This is a genomic window from Sulfurimonas sp. SWIR-19, from assembly GCF_020410885.1.
GTDB classification, from domain to species: domain Bacteria; phylum Campylobacterota; class Campylobacteria; order Campylobacterales; family Sulfurimonadaceae; genus Sulfurimonas; species Sulfurimonas sediminis.
Genome location: NZ_CP084578.1, coordinates 1,138,097 through 1,156,918 on the forward strand (window position 1 = coordinate 1,138,097; position 18,822 = coordinate 1,156,918).

Below are 18,822 nucleotides of genomic sequence, written 5' to 3' on the forward strand. Positions count from 1 at the left end.
AGATAAAATGAATGTTTCAAGTATAGTGGTACAGACAGTGCCAAAGTTTTTAGATGAAGTGGTGCAGAGTTTAAAAGAGTGTGAGGTTTGTGATTATCATTTACATGATGAAAAAGGTCGTATAATTATCACTATAGAAGGCGAGGATGTCAGTGAAGAGCTTGGAAAACTCAAAGTGATAGAAGCCATTCCTCATGTGATTGCAGCTGATATGCAGATGGCATATTCAGAAGATGAACTCGATGCAAATATAAAAGTGATTAACGAATCAGATGCTGTGCCAAATCTGCTCAAAGATGAAAATATTGAGATTGACAGAGTCGTGTATCATGGAGATTTAAAGAAAAAAGATTCTCAGTTGCAAGAGTTTGCAAAAAGCCTGAGTAATCCTGACGGAGTTGAATAATGGCAGTTATTTTTACAGCTACTATCAAATTGGATGATGCCGGAAAATGGTTTATAGAACTCAAAGATGAAGCAGACGGTCGAAGTGAAATTTGTTTTGATATAGATGAGTTTGAAAAAAATATTGAAAAACTCGGTGATGATTATGGCGGATATATTGATGAAGTGAAGTGGCAAAAAGATGACAATGTGCCTCCTTTTGTTATGGATGAAATCAGAGTTCTTATGGCAGAACACCGTGCAAAGATAGAAGAAGAGAGAGGGGAGCCGATTACACCTGTTGCTCAGAAAAACAAAGAGTAAAACTAAAAACTTGATTTATATCAAGAATTACATAAGTTATATAAGTTATAATTTATGTGAATTTAAAAAAGGAAGAGAAATGAAAAAATTACTACTTTCAATGGCAGCATTGCCATTAGTAATCGGTGGGTTGAGTGTAAGTGCAAGTGCAGACGGGATTAATATTTTAGACAATATTAAACTAAAAGGTCAAATTCGTCCTCGTTTTGAGAGTGTTGATGACGGAAAAGCAACAACAGCAAATGCAAGTGCATATACTGTAAGAACAAAATTAACAGCAACAGCAAATCTCCTTGGTGTAGATGGACTTTCTGCAAGTATTGGTATGATTTCTGTAAATAATTTAGGCTCACATGAGTATAACTGGAACGGAACAGCATATAATGATGGAACAAAGCTATATTCAAAGGTTGTGGATCCTCAACAGGCGATGATTTCAAATGCTGAAATCAATTACAGTGTTGATAAAACAACAGTACATGCAGGACGCAGTCAAATAAATCTTGACAACCAAAGATTTATCGGTACAGTCGGCTGGAGACAGTTTGAACGTTCTTATGATACGGTTTTTGTTGCAAACAACTCTATAAAAAATCTTTCAGTATTAGTTGCGTGGGTTTATGGTTTTCAGGGTGTAATCGCCGGACCGACTGCTGATACGAACAGTGTACTCGTGCATGCTGCATATAAAGTAATGCCGGAATTAAAAGTGACTGCCTATGATTATATGATTGCAGGAGCACACGATACCTATGGTATAGCATTGACAGGAAAAGTAAAAACTGATATGGCAAAATTAAGCTACCGTGCTGAATATGCTTTGCAGAAAGATTCTACTATGGAAATCCATAACAGTAACGGTAAAGCAGATGCTTCTTACTATAACTTAGACTTAGGTGCAAATGTAAACGGTATTTTAGCCGGTGTTAATTATGAGTTCTTAAGTGGTAGTACAGGAACAGACGGAAAAACAAACTTTAACCCTATGTTGGGAACAAATCATAAATTTAATGGTTGGGCGGATGTCTTTTATGTTGGAAACAGTGGACCACTTGGCGGTTTAAAAGATTTTAATGTACGTTTGGGATATACTGCAAAAGGTCTTGGAAAATTACTTGCTGTCTATCATACATTCACTGCTGATAAAACGATGGGTGGGCTCGATGACTTAGGTTCTGAGTTTGATGCAGTATATACAAATAAAATTCCTGGTGTAAATAATTTAACAGGTCTTTTAAAATATGCTGATTATTCAAAAGGGACAGTTGCCGGATACACAAACGATATTCAAAAAATATGGGTTGGTTTAGACTATAAATTTGCTACAAAATAAAAAGTAAATTTCATAAAGAGAGGTAAAGTGCAAACACTTTACTTTTCTAAGACAAGAGTTTCTACAAATTTCATATTGACTCCAAGCTTAGAACAGGGTTTTAGTCTTTTAAGACATAAAGCCCGCACTAAAGTACGGGTTCTGAAAAAGTTGAGTAGATTTTTCGGAACCTAGACTTTAGTCTAGGCTGATTTTCTTAAAAGCTAATATATTATTTGCATCACACATTAAATCGAAAGTGCATAATATCACCGTCTTGGACAATATACTCTTTACCTTCTAATCTCATTTTTCCGGCTTCTTTTGCTTTTGCTTCACCGCCACAGGCTATAAAATCTTCATAAGCGATAACTTCAGCACGAATAAAACCTTTTTCAAAATCGTTATGAATGGCTGCTGCTGCTTTTGGGGCAGTTGAGTTTTTACGAATCGTCCAAGAACGCACCTCTTTTACACCGGCAGTGAAGTAGCTCATAAGACCGAGTTTATCAAAACCTTTGTGTATAATCTGTTCAAGTCCGGATTCTTCAACACCTAAATCTGTTAAAAACTCCTGCGCTTCATCATCTTCAAGCCCGATAAGTTCTTCTTCGACTTTTGCACAAAGTTTGATAAGCTCACAATTGTTTTTTTCTGCATGCTCGCGTAATGCTTTTACATATTCATTGTCTTCCAAAAGACCGTCTTCATCCGTATTTGCACCATACATAATCTCTTTGTCGGTTAAAAAACGCACTTCACGATTGAGTTGGCGATACTCATCAGAGTCTGCTTTTTCAAAGTTGCGTGCTAAATTTCCTTCGCCTAAAAACTCCAAAAGTTCTTGAGCCATTTCTAAAACAGTTTTTGCACTTTTATCAGCTTTTGCCTGTTTTTTAAGTCTCTCGATTCGATTTGCAAGCACTTCAATATCAGCCAAAATCAATTCACCTTCGATGATTTCTACGTCACGCAAAGGATCAATGCTCCCTTCATTGTGAACAATATTTTCATCTTCAAAACATCTGACAATCTGTAAAATCACTTCTGTCTCACGTATGTTTGAAAGAAATTTGTTTCCAAGACCTTCGCCTTTGCTTGCACCTTTTACAAGACCTGCGATGTCAACAAAATCAATAGTAGAATATTGAATTCTCTCAGGGTTGACTATTTTTGCAAGTTCATGCAGTCTCTTGTCCGGAACAGGCACAACAGCCTTGTTTGGCTCTATGGTACAAAATGGGTAGTTGGCTGCCTCCGCGTTTTGTGCCTTTGTTAATGCATTAAAAGTTGTTGATTTACCGACGTTTGGAAGTCCGACTAAGCCTATTGCTAATCCCATGATAACCCTTTAGAAATATTTTTTGAAATTATATCTAAGTAAATTTAAAATTAAGAGTGGTACAATAGGCAAAAATTAAAGGATTAAAATGAGTGTACTTTTAGAATTTTCAATGTTTCCGACATCTGATAACTGTCGAGATGGCAGTTCCGTATCTAAACAAGTGGCTAAGATAGTAGATGCTATAGATAAAAGCGGCGTAGCATACCAACTCACCCCGATGGGAACAGTTGTAGAAACAAATACAATGCGTGAGGCTTTAGACATTATTGAACTTGCGTATGAGCAGGTAAGCGGTTGTGACAGAGTCTATTCTTCATTGAAATTTGATATACGTAAAAACACGAAAAACAGACTGACTTCAAAGATTAAGTCCATAGAAACACAACTCAAGAGAGAAGTCCAAAAATAATGGACTTCCAACTTTAGCCTAATGTCTCTCTGACAATTTTTACAGCTTCAACCATATTTTTTAAACTTGGTTTTACTTCTTCCCATTTACGTGTTTTAAGTCCACAGTCAGGATTTATCCATAACTGCTCTTTTGGAAGTACCTCCAAGAGTGAATGAATCTGTGTGACAATCTCTTCTACAGATGGAATTCTCGGTGAATGAATATCATAAACACCTGGCCCCACTTCTTGTTTATAGCCGACTTTTGCAAAAATTTTCAACAATTCATTTCCGCTTCTCGCCGTTTCTATCGAGATAACATCCGCATCCATAGCTTCAATAGTCGCAATAATGTCATTAAATTCACTGTAGCACATATGTGTATGAATCTGTGTCTCTTGTTTTGCACAACTTACTGAAAGTTTAAAATCTCTGACTGCCCAATCTTCATACTCTTGCACTTTTGCTTTTCGCAAAGGATAGCCCTCTTTAAATGCTGCTTCATCAACTTGGATGATTTTGATGCCGGCTTTTTGCAAATCATCTACTTCATCACAAATTCCAAGTGCAATTTGCTTGCTGACTTCACTACGCTCCATATCATCACGCACAAATGACCAGTTTAAAATCGTAACAGGACCTGTGAGCATGCCTTTCATGATTTTGTTTGTTTTGCTTTGCGCATAGGTGATCCAGTCTACTGTCATTGGTTTTGGACGAGAAATGTCACCGTAAATGAAAGGCGGCTTTACACATCGGCTGCCATAACTCTGTACCCAGCCGTTTTTGGAAAAGCCATAACCCTGAAGCTGTTCTCCGAAGTATTCAACCATATCATTGCGCTCTGGTTCCCCATGGACTAAAATTTCAAGTCCACACTCTTCTTGAAAAGCTACACAGTCATCTATGTATTTTTTCATCTCATTTTTATAGCTTTTTTCATCCAAGTTACCATTTTTATATTCTCGTCTGGCATGTCTTATCTCTGGTGTTTGCGGAAATGAACCGATAGTTGTTGTTGCCAGTGGCAGGTATTGCAACTTTGCTTTTTGCAGTTGTATCCTTTGTTCATATTTTCCCTCACGTTCATACTGACTGATGCCGGCAACTCTTGCCTGTACCTCTTCATCATGAATAAGTTTTGAAGTTTTTCTTGAAATATTTGCTTTTTTGTTTGCTTCTAAGCGTTCGAGATCATTTACATGTAAAGCCTCTTTTGAATGAAAAAAGATTTTACTGATAAGCGCAATTTCATCTAACTTTTCAACGCCATAGCTGAGCCAGTTTTTTATCTCAGGATCCATTTTTTCTTCATATTTTAAGCTAAAAGGTACATGTAACAAAGAGCATGAAGAAGAAACCAAGATATTATTTTTGTTTATATGTAAAGCAATATTGTTGAGAATATTAATACTCTTTTCAATATCGTTTTTCCAAATGTTTCTTCCGTCAACCACACCTGCTATAAGTGTCTTGTCGGACTTGGCAATGAGTTCGAGTGAGTCAAAGTTTTCTTGACCATATAAAAAATCAAGTCCAAGAGCCCATACCGGAGTATGCAAAAGAATTTTTGTTGCTTCACATGAGTGTTCAAAATATGTTACAACTGCAATTTTTATATTTTTAGAAACATTGGCAAGTTTGTCATAGGTCGGTTTTATAAGGCTCAGCACTGTTGTCTCAAGGTCTTTTACAAATATAGGTTCATCAATTTGTAAAGTAACACTCTCATCAAGTTTGGCTATTTCCTGAAGAAGATCTTCATATACAGCCAAAACTTTAGAATAGAGTTCATAAGTATCACCACCGTCCACTCTTTTACAAAGCCCTAAAAATGTCAATGGTCCTATGATGTTAATCTTACATGTAAGCCCCTGTTCTTTTGCCTCTTTATATTCTGATATGATTTTATCGGCATTTAATTTGTACTCATCTTCAAGTGATAATTCAGGAACGATGTAGTGATAGTTTGTATTAAACCATTTTGTCATCTCCATCGCTACGGCATCTTTGTTGCCTCTTGCCATTGCAAAATAGCGTTCTTCCCCCTGCAGATGTGTAAAGCGCTTTGGCACAGCATTTAGTGTGACTGCCATATCAAGCATGTTGTCATAAAAAGAAAAATCATTTGTGCTGATATATTCTATACCTGCATCTTTTTGATACTCCCAGTGTCTTTGCTTCAATGTTTTTGCTACTTTTTCAACTTCACTAAAGCTGCTTTTTTTTGCCCAATAGTTCTCAAGGGCAAATTTCAGTTCTCTTTGTTCTCCAATTCTTGGAAATCCTACTACATATGTATTTTTTGACATTACAATATCCTTTGATTTGAGTCATTTCTGACTAAAAATTTTATTTTTATAATTTTTTTTGATTAACTGTTTAGGATATTGAAAAAGGAGGGTGGATACCACTGCGGCGAAATGCAAAACATACCGTATAAAACGGGCACCTCGGAATATAGTGGTTGAGTAAAACCATCAATTTTGATTTAATGGTAAAGAAGAGATGACAATGACACGGTTTTGAGCTGTTAAACAATGCTAATGCAGTTGCAAGAAACAGTTCTTTTAATGACATTTTCTCTCCCTTTTTTTAAATTATTGTGCAATTATAGCATAATTATTTGATACTTTTTAGAAACTCACTCATAAAACGGACACCTGCACCGGTTCCGCCATATACATTGACATCCCAGGGACTTTCAGTATAAGCGCTTCCGGCTATGTCAAAATGCAGCCATTTGTCTTTGTTTTCTTCTTTGATGAAGTTGTCTAAAAAGAGTCCTGCTGTAATCGCCCCACCATAAGGCTTGTTTGAAATATTACAGATATCGGCTATTTCACTTTTGAGCTGTTTTTTCAAATACTTGTTAAACGGCAGGGAAGCTGTCAATTCTCCGGCTCTGCTCGAAGCTTTGGAAATGTCATGTCTGAGTCTGTTGGAATGTCCCATAACGCCGGTTGTATATTGTCCAAGTGCTACCATACAGGCACCCGTAAGTGTTGCAAAATCAAACAAATAGTCCGCTTTTACTTTTTCCTGTGCATAATCAAGCACATCTGCAAGAACTAAACGACCTTCTGCGTCGGTATTTCTTACTTCTATCGTATCGCCTTTGCGAGAAGTTAAAACATCATCAGGTTTGTAGGCATTTCCGCCTATCATGTTTTCAACGGCACCGACAAAAGCGTGTACTTCAATATCGAGTTTTAATTCACTGACTGCCTTAATGATACCCAGCACTGCACAGGCTCCGGCTTTGTCCATTTTCATTGTTACCATTGAAGTGGCAGGCTTTAGGCTCAGTCCACCACTGTCATATGTCAAACCTTTACCTACCAGAGAGATGATTTTTTTAGGGTTTTTCGATTTGTATGCCAAATGAATGAGTTTTGTATCGTGACATGAAGCACGCCCGACTGCGAGCATAGCCTCACATTTTTCTTTTTTGAGTTCTTGATGTCCTAATACAGTGCATTTAAGTGAGTTTTCGCGTGCGAGTTTTTTCGCCAGTTTTGCAAAAGAGGGCGGATTTAAATCATCTGGAGCAATATTTACTATGTCACGTGTATAGCATGTTGCATCAGCTATAATGACAGCTTCTTCAAAAGCATCTTTTAATTCGGCTACATCTTTACATGTAAGGTAGATGTTTTTAAACTTCTGCTTCTCATTTTTTGTTTTATATTTGTTAAATTCATATCCGCCAAGGATTAAACCTTCCACGAGAGCTTTGATATTGTTTTTTTCTACTGTAAAACTCGCAGATTTATAGTTTGATGTTTTTAAAGATTTTATTGCTGTGCCTGCCGCACTGCGAATATTGTCAGCACTGCTATCTTCAATGCCGCACACAAGTGTGTTCTTTTCATACAAAGAACACAGAGTATCTTGTTTGGCTTTGAAACCTGACTTGTTAAGCAGTTTATAGTCTCTGTGTGTGCCCAGATTCTGAGGCATGACAAATTCTACACTCACATTGTTTTTTGCATTATATGCTTTTTCAGTAATTAATTTTATATTCATAGTGTTCCATTTTGTAAATTTATTTTTCTATATCATAGCAAAATATTAGCCAATAAAGAATAAAATATTAATTTTATGATAGTATACACATATGATAAAAAAACAAATTTTAATACTAGAAGTGAATCAGCATAATTTTGATGTTTTGAACTCATTATTAAAGAAACATGAGTTTACATGTAAGGCAGTGCTGAATTTAAATGAATTTGATATTGTGAAAAAAAATATAGATGAATATAATCTTATTTTGGTAAACACAAGTATTAATTATCTGGACTTAACTCAAACAATTTTTGAAAGTAGTTTTGACAGTTCCGTGAAAATTCCGACTGTTTTTATAGACAGTGCAGAGCTATACAGCAAAGAGAAACTTGATAAATGTTTCAAAGCCTGTGGATGTGATTATATAAAAAAACCTTTTGCTTCTTTGGAAATAATTGACAGAGTGTCCTATCATTGTGAAGTGTTTACAAAACTTCAGGAATATAGATTAAGAATGGATAAACTTGCCAATCTTGCAACGGTTGATCAACTTTCAAAATTAACATCAAAAATGCAGATGCAAGCCATTTTAAAATATCAAATAGACTATTATAACCGCTACAAAACAGATACAACAATAGTTTATTTTTCTCTTGTTAACATTAATAAAATAATTGGTATGTTTAGCTTGCATCATGGTGAAAAACTTATATCGCTTTTTGCAAAAGAATTAAAAAATTTGATTCGCAAATCAGATGTATTGGCAAGATGGGAAGGTTCAGATTTTATTCTTATATTGACAAATACCAGTGAAAAATCATCCGAAGTATTTATTAAAAAAATTAGCGCAGCGCTTTCTCGAGCAGAATCAATTGAAAAATCAAATCTTGAAATTGCATTTGGAATTACTGGCTTTATGGAAAATGATGAGATGAAAAATGTGATAGAAAGAGCTAAATATGCTCTTTATGAAGCAAAACAACAAAGATATGGAAAAATCTTTATTGCCTAGTTTCATTTAATCAAAATGCAAAATATCTTTTGCCTGAATCATGTCTTTGTCACCGCGGCCTGAGAGGTTGACGATGATGAGTTTGTCTTTTATGTCAGGCATCTTTTTTAAATAAGCGACTGCATGGGAACTTTCAAATGCCGGAATGATTCCCTCTTTTTGCGAAAGCCATACAAAAGCATCCAAAGCCTCCTGATCGGTTATATTGTCATAAATAACTGATTTGTTGTCTTTGTGAAAAGCATGTTCGGGTCCGATTCCTGGATAATCTAGTCCTGCACTTATAGAATGCGCTTCAAGAACCTGTCCGTCTTCATCCTGGAGCAGATAGCTCATCTGACCATGCAAAATACCGGGACGCCCTTTTTCCAAAGAACAGCCGTGTTTGTTCGTATCTAAGCCAAGTCCACCGGCTTCAATACCGATACATTGCACCTCTTTATCATCTAAAAAGTGTTGAAACATACCGATAGCATTGCTGCCTCCGCCTATACAGGCAAGCACATAATCCGGCAGTCTGTTCTCTTTTTGTAAAATTTGCGCTCTTGCCTCCCAGCCGATAATTGCCTGAAAGTCGCGTACCATCATAGGGTAGGGGTGTGGACCGGCAACTGTTCCTATGATGTAAAAGGTATCTCTTGCATTGGTGACCCAGTGACGGATGGCATCATTCATTGCATCTTTAAGTGTTCTGCTGCCACTCTCAACAGCATTGACCTTTGCACCAAGAAGTTTCATGCGAAAAACATTCAGTTCCTGACGCTCTACATCTTTTGCACCCATAAATATTTCACACTCCAAATCAAGCAGTGCTGCGATGGTTGCTGTTGCCACACCATGCTGTCCCGCACCGGTCTCTGCAATGACTTTTTTATAACCTAAGCGTTTTGCCATCAAACCCTGTGCAATAACATTGTTTACTTTATGCGCACCGGTATGATTTAAGTCTTCACGTTTGAGGTAAACCTTTGCACCGATTTCTTTGGAAATATTTTCGGCATAAAAAAGAGGACTCGGACGGCCGACATAATCTTTTAGATAGTAGTCGACCTCTTTCCAGAACTCTTCATCAAAGCGAATAGCTTCATATTCAACTTTGAGTTGCAGAAGTGCAGGCATAAGCGTTTCAGGAACATAGCGACCACCGAAAATTCCAAAATGTCCGTTTTCGTCAGGATCATATTTTGAAGGGCTGGGAATATACATCATTAGTTAACCTCTATCACTGAATATACATCAGTTTTTTCTTGTAGTTTTTTTATACCGTCAAGGAAGGTAAGGCCTATAATAAAACAGCATTCGATACATGTAGCACCTGTCTGGTTGACAAGTGTGGCAGCCGCATTTGCTGTACCGCCTGTAGCTATTAAATCATCTATTACGAGGACTCTTGCACCGATTTGTTTGCCAAAAGCATCTATATGAACTTCGATTTCATCTACTCCGTATTCAAGTGCGTACTTTTCGCTGATGGTTGTGTAGGGAAGTTTCCCTTTTTTGCGAATAGGTACAAATCCAATCCCGAGCATTTGTGCCAAAGCCGCTCCGAATATAAAACCTCTGGCATCAATACCGGCAATATATTCAAGATTATACTCTTTATATCTTTGGTAAAGATGATTCATCAAAACACCATATGCCTCTTTGTTGTTGAGTAAAGTAGTGATATCTTTGAAGACAATACCCGGTTTTGGAAAATCTTGTATATCTCTGATTGAGTCTTCCAAGATTTTTTTTTCAGTTTTACTTAGTGTTATCATTTTCATCCTTATAAAAGTGCGTCAATACGGCTTTCCAGTGCTTTAATCTTTGCATTGAGCCTGTCTACTTCCTGTCTGTGTTTTGCATTTCTTTGTTTTAAAACCTTTAATTCATTTCTGAGTTTTGTCAGTTCTTCGCTTAATATATCGACATTTCCAAGAGCACGCTGGAGTTGAATCTGGTACTTTCGAATTAAAATTTCTGCCTCCTGAAGCGTTAATTTCATTAAGTCATTGCTTCTTTGTTCTTTATTTGTAATGCTTTTGAAATAAAACATTTTTACAAATAAATATATAGAGACAATAGAGAGTATTGTTAAAAGTGACCATTCTCCAAACATAGCTTTTCCTTGAATGTATTTGTTAGAGTGTTTCTATTTTTGCGACTCTGGCAATGTGACGGCCACCTTCAAAGCTTCCTGCTATCCATGCATCAATGATGGATTCGGCAACACCTTTTCCGACAATTCTCTCTCCAAAGCATAAGATATTTGCATCATTGTGTCCGCGTGCCACAGTTGCGGTATAGGCATCATGGCACAGTGCAGCACGAATACCGTGGTGTCTATTGGCTGCCATACTCATACCGATTCCGCTCCCGCAGATTAAAATACCTTGGGAGTTTTCATCTTCCAGAACTGCAGTTGCAACTTTATGTGCATAATCAGGATAATCAACTCTGTCTGTTGTGTATGGACCGAAGTCATGTACTTCATGCCCTTTTGATTGTAAAAGCTCTACTGTCCAGTTCTTCAGTTCTAAACCTGCATGATCGGTACCTATATAAAATTTCATCTTTCCTCCTCTAAGATAGTAACAAATGTATAATTGCCTGCACCGGCATAAAAAGTACATATTGATTTAAGGGGGTCATTAAAATAATGAGTACAATAATAATCCCGTATCTGTCATATTTGTAATAAAACTCTGCAATAGAATTTATTTTATATTTTAACGCAAGATGCATTAAAAAATGCCCACCGTCAAACTGGGGAATCGGAAGCAGATTAAATACGCCTAAAACTATATTGATGATAAGCAGTTGGTATATAAATATATAGAAAAATATATAAAACAGAGAGTCAGCAGTTGTCGGTGTACTCATAGCAGTCAGAGTGATTGCTGCAACTGCACCCATAGTAAAATTATAGACAATACCTGCTAAATCCACCTGCATGGCGGCATTATATCCACCTCTGCTTATGACTGTAAAGGTATTGATTGGAACAGGTTTTGCCCAGCCGAACAAAATACCGCCGTCTGAGCCCAACAGCATCGGTAAAAAGTACATAGTAGCAGGCACTATGATAGTTCCGACCAAATCTATATGCGAAATTGGGTTTATTGTTAAACGTCCTGCATTTTTGGCTGTCATGTCACCGTACATGTAAGCAACCCAGCCATGCATAATTTCGTGTCCGATAATTGCAACAGCAAGTGCTAAAACGGCAGCTGCTATTTTTAATAAATCAAGTGAGTCCATAATATTCTTTGTCTTCTTTTTCTCTTTCTTGTATTGCTTTTTTTAAGTGCTCCGGTTTTTCCAAATCGGCAGGTGTTTTTCCTATTCTGTCCCATCGAATTTTATAATCTTTGTCAATTGAAAAATAGATAAACCAAGGTGTTCCTTCAATATTTTCATAAGGAACACTTCCCCAAAAACGGCTGTCATTGGAGTGGTCACGATTGTCACCCATCATAAAATAATGGTCTTTTTCGACTTTGAGCGGGTTTACATAAAAAATCTGTATCGGAAAACGCCCGTTATTTACGATTTTCGGATCATGATGAATACCGGGATGTTTTTTCATATAAGGATTTTTTACCCACAGTTTTCCGTCAAAAATTGCTATTTCATAATCTTTATAATTCTTTTTAATCCATTCGTCACCTTCTTTAAAATGAAGAAACAGGTTTTTGTCAGCAACAAACAATTCGTCTCCTGGAAGAGCAACACAGCGTTTTACAAAATGCTGTTTAATGTTCCCAGGGTATCTGAAAATGACGATATCACCGTGCTTTGGGGTGTCTCCATCGACAATTTTCAGCTCTTTGCTCCATGGAATGATGGGAATTTCCAAAAACGGAATATAGGGCATAGGAATACCGTACGCAAATTTTTTGGCAAAAAGGTGGTCTCCGATCAAAAGGGAGTCTTTCATGCTGCCGCTTGGTATACGAAAAGCCTGGGCAACAAAAAAAATAGTAAAAAGAACAATGACAATGGTCCCTGTCCAGGAGTTTGACCATTTATATGCTTTATGTAAGATTTTTTTCATCGAATCAATCTTTTTGCTGTGCATTGAGTTTTGCGGCTTTGAGTGTATTGCTCAAAAGCATTGCAATAGTCATCGGTCCGACACCACCGGGAACAGGAGTAATATAGGAACATTTTTGACTGACATTTTTAAAATCCACATCACCGACAAGTTTGCCGTTGTCCGCTCTGTTAATTCCAATGTCTATTATGATAGCACCTTCTTTGACCATATCTTCTTTGATGAGATTAATAACACCGACACCGACAAGAATAATATCTGCATTTAATGTATGTTTTTTTAAGTCATCTGTAAAGATGTGACACACCTCAACAGTGGCATCTGCGTTGAGCAAAAGAGCAGCCATAGGTTTTCCGACAATATTCGAAGCACCGACAACACAACAGTTCTTTCCTTTTACATCAATGTTATACTCTTTTAAAAGCTCCATGACACCCAGTGGTGTGCAGGGAACAAAACCGTCCAGGTTTGTGACAAGGCGTCCTACATTGTAGGGATGAAAACCGTCAACATCTTTTGCAGGATCAACAAGTTCAAGAATCTTTGTTGTATCAATTTGCGGAGGCAGTGGAAGCTGCACCAGTATTCCGTCAATATTTGGGTTTTGATTCATCATTTTGATGGTATTTTCTATCGCATCTTGAGAAATGTCTTCGGGCATTTCATGGCTGACTGAGTAAAAACCGACCCTGTCACAGGCTTTTTTCTTCATGCTGACATATGCCTGGCTTGCAGGATCCTGTCCTACAAGTATTACGGCAAGTCCCGGAGTTCTGTCTGTTTGTACTTTTAATTTGGCAACTTCATCCGCCACATTGTTTTCAATTTTTTTTGCAAGTGCTTTCCCATCAAGAATCTGCATTTAAACCTCTTAAATAAATTTTTTGATATTATACCCTTTTAAAATAATATTAGGCTAATGATGAAACATATCTTTTTTTTAATGATTCCCCTGTTTGTATACGCTTCAAGTACTTTTATAACACCGATGGAATATGCTTCACAACTTTATAAAAACCCAAGAGGCATAGGCTGTCAAAATTGTCACGGAGAGAACGGGGAGGGGAAAGTCATAGCTAACTATGTGCATAAAAAAAAGAAAAAAAGTTTTGTCGGTCCAAGAATTAACAACATTGAATTCAATAGCTTTTATAAAGTTCTGAACCAAAGGAAAAGAGGTATGCCGAGATATTTCTTAACGACAGAAGAAATTCAGGCCCTGTATCTGTATCTGCACAAAAACGATAAAAAGAAAAAAGATGTTAAATAAAATCAAAGAAGCATACGAAAACAGAGACCTGGCTGCACTTGATGCTTTGGCTGTGCCAACATTTCGCCACATCAACAAAAAAAACAGTTTTAAATCAGTATTGATGCTCTCTTGTCATAATATTAAACATCTTTCTAAAATACAAAGCCTTGATGCAGAGTGCATTATGTTGAATCTGGAAGATGGTGTCAGCAAAGAGGACAAACCTTTTGCTCTCGCTTTGGCAGCTGTTTTTCTCTCTCAACTTAAAAAGAGTGACAAGAAACTGGTTGTTCGTGTGAATGCTTTGGATGAGGGTGGTTATGATGAAGTCGCCTATCTTAATCAGTTTATGCCCGATGCTGTCCGTGTACCAAAAATTAAAAACAAAGAAGAAGTAAAAAATGTACTGGCTCTTTTGCATGAGGAAATAGACTTGCATCTTTCAATAGAAACAGCCGAGTCCTGGCATAACCTCAATTCTTTGGCAATAAATAAACGTGTCAATACATTTTATCTTGGTATTTTAGATCTCTTTGCAGATATGGGACTGCCCCAAAGTCTTATTAATCTAGATAACCCAACGATGAAGTATATGCTTGCACATTTTTTGATTAGTGCTAAAGCGATGAAAGTAAAACCTGTTTCTTTTGTGTTTCAGGAGTTTGAAGATTTAAAAACTTTTGAACAATGGTTACTGCTTGAAAAAGAGATGGGATATGATGCAAAAGCCTGTATCTCACCGGGACAGGTGAAACTTGTACATAAAATATTTGTAGATACAGAAGAAGAGCTAAAAAGGGCAAAAATCATTGTGAAACTTTTTGAGATGCATCGTGATGAGGGTATTACCGGTTTTGTAGATGAAGAGTATGGGTTTATTGACGAACCGATATACAAAGGTGCCCTGAAACTGTTGGCCGCACAAAAAGACTAGTATCCTGCCAGATTATAAAATACATTGTATCGTATCAGCGTTGTCTCTTTTGGTCTTGGATACCTGCTGTAGGCATACTCTATAGTCTCTTTCGTTGTATCATCAAGAATATAGTAGCCACTCTTGGAAATAAAGCGAAAACCTGTCATATCTCCGTTTGGATGCAAATAGAATTCTATTACATTGCTTCTGTTTACATGTAAACCCCGTGGGATATTGACTCTTGCAACACGATTAAGGACCTGTTGGGTAATTCTGCGCATAATCTCCTGGTTATCTAAAATATACTGCTGTTGTCCGGGTGTAAGTTTGCCAAATTCATCCCCGTAGAGTTTTTTAATATTTTGAGAAATATTACTGTTGTTGTGTGTGGCTTTTTTCTTGACACTTTTTGTTTCCTGGGCAGATTTGTCTTCATAAAGCCAAGAGAGTTTTTTTGGCTTTTCCTTTGGCTTTTTTATTTTTTTTGGTTGGGCTTTTTTTTCTAAAGGAATATAGGATTTTTTTGTCGGAAGGGGTTTGATCTTTGGCTGTTTCACTGTTTTTTTGATGATTTTTTTTGTTTTTTTCGGCTTGTTTAATTTTGGTTTTCTCGGTGTTTTCTTTGGTTCATATTTTACAGTTTTTTGTTTTACTATTTTTTTAAGCTGGGAACCTTTTGGCATTGGCGGAACAATAGCTGCAGGTTTTGGCTTTTGTTTTGTTATTCCTGATTTTTTATGCTTCTTCGGCATCTCTTTGAGGGATATTTTAATTCTTTTTTCTTTGAAAACTGCTTTTTTTTCTGTATCCGGTGTAAAAGTCCACAGTATCCATAAAAGCAAAAACAGAAGCAGATGTATCAGTAAAGCAACGAAAAAGGCAAAAGAAGATCTGTTCAAAAATAATCCATTATTTAATTTATGAGATTATATCAAATCAATATTAATAGTGTTGCTGTCGTTTAGCAATACTTAGATATAATTATAAAAAAATAGAGATACAAGGTTGCAAATGAATACAGAGGCATCACAAAGAGCATTTGAAGAGGCACAGCGTTTAATCCCGGGTGGGGTTGATTCACCGGTAAGAGCATTTAAGAGTGTGGGGACAACACCTCTGTTTATCACTGAGGGTACAGGCGCCTACCTTAAAGATGTAGACGGGAATGAGTATATTGATTATGTCCAAAGTTGGGGACCTTTACTTTTTGGACATCGTGATGAAGCTATAGAAGCTGCTGTTATTGATGCGGTAAAACATGGTTTGAGCTTTGGCGCACCGACATTGGCAGAGACAGAACTTGCAAAGCTTGTTGTCGGCTTTTTTGACTCCATTGACAAAGTACGTTTTGTAAGCAGTGGAACAGAAGCTGTGATGAGTGCTATCCGTCTGGCACGCGGCTTTACAGGACGTGATGATATTGTGAAGTTTACAGGATGCTATCACGGACACAGTGATGCTCTTTTGGTCGAAGCGGGAAGCGGTGCGGCGACTTTTGGAAATCCCTCAAGCCCCGGTGTTCCGGCTGACTTTACAAAACACACGCTTTTGGCTGAATATAACAATATAGAGAGTGTCAAAAAATGTTTTGCGGACTCCGACAATATTGCCTGTGTGATTATAGAACCAATTGCAGGCAATATGGGACTTGTCCCTGCTGACAAAGAGTTTTTGCATGCACTCAGAAAGCTTTGTGACGAACACGGTACCCTGCTTTTGTTTGATGAAGTGATGAGCGGATTTCGCGCAAGTGTTCACGGTGCCGAGTCGATAACAGGGGTAAAACCTGACATCGTCACACTCGGAAAGGTGATAGGCGGGGGTATGCCGGTCGGTGCCTTTGGTGCACGCGCAGAGATAATGGCAATGCTCTCACCTGAAGGTCCTGTATATCAGGCAGGGACTCTCAGCGGCAATCCTGTGGCAATGGCAGCAGGGCATACTGCTCTGATGAAACTCAAAAACAATGCAAGAGTGATTGATGTTTTAAACGAAAGAGCCACAAGACTGGTAGAGGGAATGCAAAGTGCCGCTGCAAAGTACAATATACCTATGCAGATAGATACCAGAGGTTCAATGTTCGGTTTTTTCTTTAATGACAAACCTGTAAAAAACTTTAGTGATGCAGCAAAGAGTGATGCAGAACTTTTTGCAAAGTTTCATACTGGCATGCTTGAGCGTGGACATTACTTTGCCTGTTCTTTATATGAAACAGGGTTTATTTCCACGGCAATTACAGATGAAATGATAGAAAAGACTGTAGAGGCGAGTGATGCAGTCTTTAAGGAAATTACAAATGTCTGATGACATGCAAGATAAGGTGAAGAGCGAAGCTAGAGAGATGGGGCAGCGCAAACCAAGAATAAAGCCTATTGTAGAGGCGGCAGACAGTCTCTCTTTGGGTATATCCATGGTGGTGGCGGTACTGTTGGGTGTCGGTATTGGCTGGCTGTTAAAAAGATGGACAGATATCGAGTGGCTTTTTTGGGTAGGTGTTTTCATTGGAGTTGCAGCAGCAATATTAAATATCTATAAAGCATACTCAAAACAATACAAAGAGTTTGAAAAACTGGCAAAAGAAGACAGATATGCGATAAAAAAACAACTTGAAGATGATGAGGATGAGGATTACGGTGAAAAAAACTATTAGTATTTTTTTTGTGGTACAGATTCTGATTTTTATCACATATTTTTATTCCCAAAAAATATTTCTCAATATCGAAATTGCATTCTTGAGTGCTTTTTTGATTATACTCGGTTCCTCTTTTTCTTACAGAAAAATGGTGCAGAATAAGGTTGATACTAAAGAATATGAAGAAGATCGGGATCTGCTTGACACAATAGATGATCCGCATGGACTTTACGAAGAGGAGAGTATAAATAATACTCCGGCAGAAGAACTTGATTTAAAACAGATTGTCAAAGAAGAAAAAGCAAAAATAAAGACTTTAAGTCTAAAAAATGCAAAACACGGCTTCAGAGGAAGTGTTTCCATCGTACGAATTATACCCTATATACTGCTTATATTAGGATTTATAGCTTTGAAGAACAATGAAGTACTGGAGTTGGCATATTATCTTCCGTCTCTTTTGATCGGGATTGTAACCGGTGCTTTGGTCTCTAAAGAAGTTTTAGCTTAAGGGCAAAGATTAATGTGTTATGATTGGAAGATGTATGGATATTGATTTTTTAGTAATTTCTACATAAAAATCATATTTGTCAGCGAGCATTTTGATGTCTGGCAACATTTCTTTGTCAATATTGTCCGCTATAACTGAGATAGAAAAAAGACCATATTTTTTATCATGAAACTTAATATATTCTCCAACAATATAGGAAATTTTTGTTTCAATGACTCTGCTTTTTTGGGATGCTCTGTATATAAAATTTAACAATTTGATTAAATTGTTTGCATTGACAACAACATCAGGAATAGTAGGGTCATAGTTTTTAATAAAATTTATTTCCGAACTGATGGAATTTGAAGCAATACACAAATCTGTAATTGTAAATATATTTGTGAGTTCACCGTCAGGTTTTTTTGTATTTATTTTATAGGTTGGTGCCTGGTAGAGTTTGATACCTATACACTCTTCATCTTCATAGCCGACTGTGATGGCAAAAAATTTATATCTGCCGTATTCCAGTTCCAAAAAGGTTGTTTTGAAGCCAAAAGTTATGTTGGCATAGGTTTGGGCAAGGTTGAAAAGTTCACTGGGCTGGACAGAACCCAGTAGAAACTGAGCTTCTGTATTGAGAGAAATTATTTTTCCATTGGAACGAAATAAAATAAATGGATTATAATCGTTTTCTATCCATTTTTGTTCCAATGTCATA

General features: G+C 37.0%; 23 protein-coding genes. 10 read left to right on the forward strand and 13 right to left on the reverse strand.

Annotated elements, in window-relative coordinates; translation table 11 throughout:
- Nucleotides 1-7: 7 nt before the first annotated feature.
- The 3 genes from LCX93_RS05850 to LCX93_RS05860 all read left to right on the forward strand — a co-directional run bounded on the left by LCX93_RS05850 (nt 8) and on the right by LCX93_RS05860 (nt 2,041).
- Nucleotides 8-406 carry a chaperone NapD gene (locus LCX93_RS05850; RefSeq protein ID WP_226069318.1) on the forward strand — a complete coding sequence of 133 codons (399 nt, stop codon included), beginning with the start codon at nt 8-10 and terminating at the stop codon, nt 404-406.
- A complete protein-coding gene (locus LCX93_RS05855) occupies nt 406-708 on the forward strand; it encodes a hypothetical protein (RefSeq protein WP_226069319.1) in 303 nt (100 codons plus the stop codon). Before LCX93_RS05850 ends, LCX93_RS05855 begins: the two co-directional genes overlap by 1 nt.
- A gap of 79 nt (nt 709-787) precedes the next feature.
- Nucleotides 788-2,041: a hypothetical protein gene (locus tag LCX93_RS05860; protein ID WP_226069320.1), complete on the forward strand. Its 1,254-nt coding sequence runs from the start codon at nt 788-790 to the stop codon at nt 2,039-2,041.
- A gap of 220 nt (nt 2,042-2,261) precedes the next feature.
- Here the strand turns inward: LCX93_RS05860 and ychF are convergent, their stop codons facing one another.
- Nucleotides 2,262-3,362, reverse strand: a complete 1,101-nt coding sequence (gene ychF, locus LCX93_RS05865; RefSeq protein WP_193151790.1) for a redox-regulated ATPase YchF — start codon at nt 3,360-3,362, stop codon at nt 2,262-2,264.
- An 88-nt stretch (nt 3,363-3,450) separates the two neighbouring features.
- Here ychF and LCX93_RS05870 point away from each other — a divergent pair, with 88 nt between their 5' ends.
- A complete protein-coding gene (locus LCX93_RS05870; RefSeq protein WP_193151791.1) occupies nt 3,451-3,774 on the forward strand; it encodes an MTH1187 family thiamine-binding protein in 324 nt (107 codons plus the stop codon).
- A gap of 13 nt (nt 3,775-3,787) precedes the next feature.
- Here the strand turns inward: LCX93_RS05870 and metE are convergent, their stop codons facing one another.
- The 3 genes from metE to LCX93_RS05885 form a co-directional block, all read right to left on the reverse strand.
- The gene (gene metE / locus LCX93_RS05875) at nt 3,788-6,067 is read right to left on the reverse strand and encodes a 5-methyltetrahydropteroyltriglutamate--homocysteine S-methyltransferase (RefSeq protein WP_226069321.1); all 2,280 of its coding nucleotides are present in this window, start codon (nt 6,065-6,067) and stop codon (nt 3,788-3,790) included.
- Nucleotides 6,068-6,137: 70 nt separating this feature from the next.
- Nucleotides 6,138-6,335: a hypothetical protein gene (locus LCX93_RS05880; RefSeq protein WP_226069322.1), complete on the reverse strand. Its 198-nt coding sequence runs from the start codon at nt 6,333-6,335 to the stop codon at nt 6,138-6,140.
- Nucleotides 6,336-6,377: 42 nt separating this feature from the next.
- On the reverse strand, nt 6,378-7,784 hold the full coding sequence (locus LCX93_RS05885; RefSeq protein ID WP_226069323.1) for a leucyl aminopeptidase: 1,407 nt from the start codon (nt 7,782-7,784) through the stop codon (nt 6,378-6,380).
- Between the two features lie 91 nt (nt 7,785-7,875).
- On the opposite strand from LCX93_RS05885, the gene LCX93_RS05890 reads away from it, so the two are divergent.
- A complete protein-coding gene (locus tag LCX93_RS05890) occupies nt 7,876-8,778 on the forward strand; it encodes a diguanylate cyclase domain-containing protein (protein WP_226069324.1) in 903 nt (300 codons plus the stop codon).
- A gap of 6 nt (nt 8,779-8,784) precedes the next feature.
- Here LCX93_RS05890 and trpB read toward each other — a convergent pair whose 3' ends face one another.
- Genes trpB through folD form a run of 7 tightly spaced genes read right to left on the reverse strand, consistent with a single transcriptional unit; the run spans nt 8,785 to nt 13,679 of the window.
- Complete coding sequence (gene trpB, locus LCX93_RS05895; protein ID WP_193151907.1) at nt 8,785-9,984, reverse strand: tryptophan synthase subunit beta; 1,200 nt, start codon at nt 9,982-9,984, stop codon at nt 8,785-8,787.
- Between the two features lie 2 nt (nt 9,985-9,986).
- Nucleotides 9,987-10,538 carry an adenine phosphoribosyltransferase gene (locus LCX93_RS05900; protein ID WP_502988717.1) on the reverse strand — a complete coding sequence of 184 codons (552 nt, stop codon included), beginning with the start codon at nt 10,536-10,538 and terminating at the stop codon, nt 9,987-9,989.
- An 8-nt stretch (nt 10,539-10,546) separates the two neighbouring features.
- Nucleotides 10,547-10,879: a hypothetical protein gene (locus tag LCX93_RS05905; RefSeq protein ID WP_151900383.1), complete on the reverse strand. Its 333-nt coding sequence runs from the start codon at nt 10,877-10,879 to the stop codon at nt 10,547-10,549.
- Between the two features lie 22 nt (nt 10,880-10,901).
- Nucleotides 10,902-11,333 (reverse strand): ribose 5-phosphate isomerase B, encoded by a 432-nt coding sequence (gene rpiB, locus LCX93_RS05910; RefSeq protein ID WP_193151795.1) that lies wholly within the window; start codon nt 11,331-11,333, stop codon nt 10,902-10,904.
- Between the two features lie 10 nt (nt 11,334-11,343).
- On the reverse strand, nt 11,344-12,021 hold the full coding sequence (locus LCX93_RS05915) for a site-2 protease family protein (RefSeq protein ID WP_193151796.1): 678 nt from the start codon (nt 12,019-12,021) through the stop codon (nt 11,344-11,346).
- Nucleotides 12,008-12,817: a signal peptidase I gene (gene lepB / locus LCX93_RS05920; protein WP_226069325.1), complete on the reverse strand. Its 810-nt coding sequence runs from the start codon at nt 12,815-12,817 to the stop codon at nt 12,008-12,010. The genes LCX93_RS05915 and lepB overlap by 14 nt, the downstream gene beginning before the upstream one ends.
- 4 nt (nt 12,818-12,821) lie before the next feature.
- The gene (gene folD / locus LCX93_RS05925; RefSeq protein WP_226069326.1) at nt 12,822-13,679 is read right to left on the reverse strand and encodes a bifunctional methylenetetrahydrofolate dehydrogenase/methenyltetrahydrofolate cyclohydrolase FolD; all 858 of its coding nucleotides are present in this window, start codon (nt 13,677-13,679) and stop codon (nt 12,822-12,824) included.
- A 57-nt stretch (nt 13,680-13,736) separates the two neighbouring features.
- Between folD and LCX93_RS05930 the strand changes: the two genes are divergently transcribed.
- Together LCX93_RS05930 and LCX93_RS05935 are read left to right on the forward strand one after the other, a co-directional pair.
- Nucleotides 13,737-14,087, forward strand: a complete 351-nt coding sequence (locus tag LCX93_RS05930) for a c-type cytochrome (protein WP_349636705.1) — start codon at nt 13,737-13,739, stop codon at nt 14,085-14,087.
- On the forward strand, nt 14,077-15,003 hold the full coding sequence (locus tag LCX93_RS05935) for an HpcH/HpaI aldolase/citrate lyase family protein (protein ID WP_226069327.1): 927 nt from the start codon (nt 14,077-14,079) through the stop codon (nt 15,001-15,003). The genes LCX93_RS05930 and LCX93_RS05935 overlap by 11 nt, the downstream gene beginning before the upstream one ends.
- On the opposite strand, the gene LCX93_RS05940 is transcribed toward LCX93_RS05935, so the two are convergent.
- Nucleotides 15,000-15,884, reverse strand: a complete 885-nt coding sequence (locus LCX93_RS05940) for an energy transducer TonB (protein ID WP_226069328.1) — start codon at nt 15,882-15,884, stop codon at nt 15,000-15,002. The two genes, LCX93_RS05935 and LCX93_RS05940, sit on opposite strands and share 4 nt — an antisense overlap.
- Nucleotides 15,885-15,996: 112 nt before the next feature.
- Here LCX93_RS05940 and hemL point away from each other — a divergent pair, with 112 nt between their 5' ends.
- From hemL to LCX93_RS05955, 3 genes are read left to right on the forward strand one after another with little or no spacing between them, the layout of a single operon-like run.
- Nucleotides 15,997-17,289: a glutamate-1-semialdehyde 2,1-aminomutase gene (gene hemL, locus LCX93_RS05945; protein ID WP_226069329.1), complete on the forward strand. Its 1,293-nt coding sequence runs from the start codon at nt 15,997-15,999 to the stop codon at nt 17,287-17,289.
- 37 nt (nt 17,290-17,326) lie between these two features.
- Nucleotides 17,327-17,635, forward strand: coding sequence for an AtpZ/AtpI family protein (locus LCX93_RS05950; protein ID WP_502988724.1), 309 nt, complete (start codon nt 17,327-17,329; stop codon nt 17,633-17,635).
- The gene (locus LCX93_RS05955; protein WP_226069331.1) at nt 17,619-18,125 is read left to right on the forward strand and encodes a hypothetical protein; all 507 of its coding nucleotides are present in this window, start codon (nt 17,619-17,621) and stop codon (nt 18,123-18,125) included. Before LCX93_RS05950 ends, LCX93_RS05955 begins: the two co-directional genes overlap by 17 nt.
- Before the next feature lie 9 nt (nt 18,126-18,134).
- Here LCX93_RS05955 and LCX93_RS05960 read toward each other — a convergent pair whose 3' ends face one another.
- Nucleotides 18,135-18,821: a nitrogen regulation protein NR(II) gene (locus tag LCX93_RS05960; protein ID WP_226069332.1), complete on the reverse strand. Its 687-nt coding sequence runs from the start codon at nt 18,819-18,821 to the stop codon at nt 18,135-18,137.
- Nucleotide 18,822: the final 1 nt, after the last annotated feature.

Bases quoted from the DNA above. Each gene is read 5' to 3' on its own strand.
- LCX93_RS05930 (WP_349636705.1), top strand. From the start codon at position 13,737: ATGATGAAACATATCTTTTTTTTAATGATTCCCCTGTTTGTATACGCT.
- hemL (WP_226069329.1), top strand. From the start codon at position 15,997: ATGAATACAGAGGCATCACAAAGAGCATTTGAAGAGGCACAGCGTTTA.
- LCX93_RS05855 (WP_226069319.1), top strand. From the start codon at position 406: ATGGCAGTTATTTTTACAGCTACTATCAAATTGGATGATGCCGGAAAA.
- LCX93_RS05935 (WP_226069327.1), top strand. From the start codon at position 14,077: ATGTTAAATAAAATCAAAGAAGCATACGAAAACAGAGACCTGGCTGCA.
- LCX93_RS05870 (WP_193151791.1), top strand. From the start codon at position 3,451: ATGAGTGTACTTTTAGAATTTTCAATGTTTCCGACATCTGATAACTGT.
- LCX93_RS05860 (WP_226069320.1), top strand. From the start codon at position 788: ATGAAAAAATTACTACTTTCAATGGCAGCATTGCCATTAGTAATCGGT.
- LCX93_RS05905 (WP_151900383.1), bottom strand. From the start codon at position 10,879: ATGTTTGGAGAATGGTCACTTTTAACAATACTCTCTATTGTCTCTATA.
- LCX93_RS05915 (WP_193151796.1), bottom strand. From the start codon at position 12,021: ATGGACTCACTTGATTTATTAAAAATAGCAGCTGCCGTTTTAGCACTT.
- trpB (WP_193151907.1), bottom strand. From the start codon at position 9,984: ATGTATATTCCCAGCCCTTCAAAATATGATCCTGACGAAAACGGACAT.
- folD (WP_226069326.1), bottom strand. From the start codon at position 13,679: ATGCAGATTCTTGATGGGAAAGCACTTGCAAAAAAAATTGAAAACAAT.
- LCX93_RS05885 (WP_226069323.1), bottom strand. From the start codon at position 7,784: ATGAATATAAAATTAATTACTGAAAAAGCATATAATGCAAAAAACAAT.
- LCX93_RS05950 (WP_502988724.1), top strand. From the start codon at position 17,327: ATGGGGCAGCGCAAACCAAGAATAAAGCCTATTGTAGAGGCGGCAGAC.
- LCX93_RS05900 (WP_502988717.1), bottom strand. From the start codon at position 10,538: ATGATAACACTAAGTAAAACTGAAAAAAAAATCTTGGAAGACTCAATC.
- LCX93_RS05850 (WP_226069318.1), top strand. From the start codon at position 8: ATGAATGTTTCAAGTATAGTGGTACAGACAGTGCCAAAGTTTTTAGAT.
- lepB (WP_226069325.1), bottom strand. From the start codon at position 12,817: ATGAAAAAAATCTTACATAAAGCATATAAATGGTCAAACTCCTGGACA.
- rpiB (WP_193151795.1), bottom strand. From the start codon at position 11,333: ATGAAATTTTATATAGGTACCGATCATGCAGGTTTAGAACTGAAGAAC.
- ychF (WP_193151790.1), bottom strand. From the start codon at position 3,362: ATGGGATTAGCAATAGGCTTAGTCGGACTTCCAAACGTCGGTAAATCA.
- metE (WP_226069321.1), bottom strand. From the start codon at position 6,067: ATGTCAAAAAATACATATGTAGTAGGATTTCCAAGAATTGGAGAACAA.
- LCX93_RS05880 (WP_226069322.1), bottom strand. From the start codon at position 6,335: ATGTCATTAAAAGAACTGTTTCTTGCAACTGCATTAGCATTGTTTAAC.
- LCX93_RS05890 (WP_226069324.1), top strand. From the start codon at position 7,876: ATGATAAAAAAACAAATTTTAATACTAGAAGTGAATCAGCATAATTTT.
- LCX93_RS05960 (WP_226069332.1), bottom strand. From the start codon at position 18,821: ATGACATTGGAACAAAAATGGATAGAAAACGATTATAATCCATTTATT.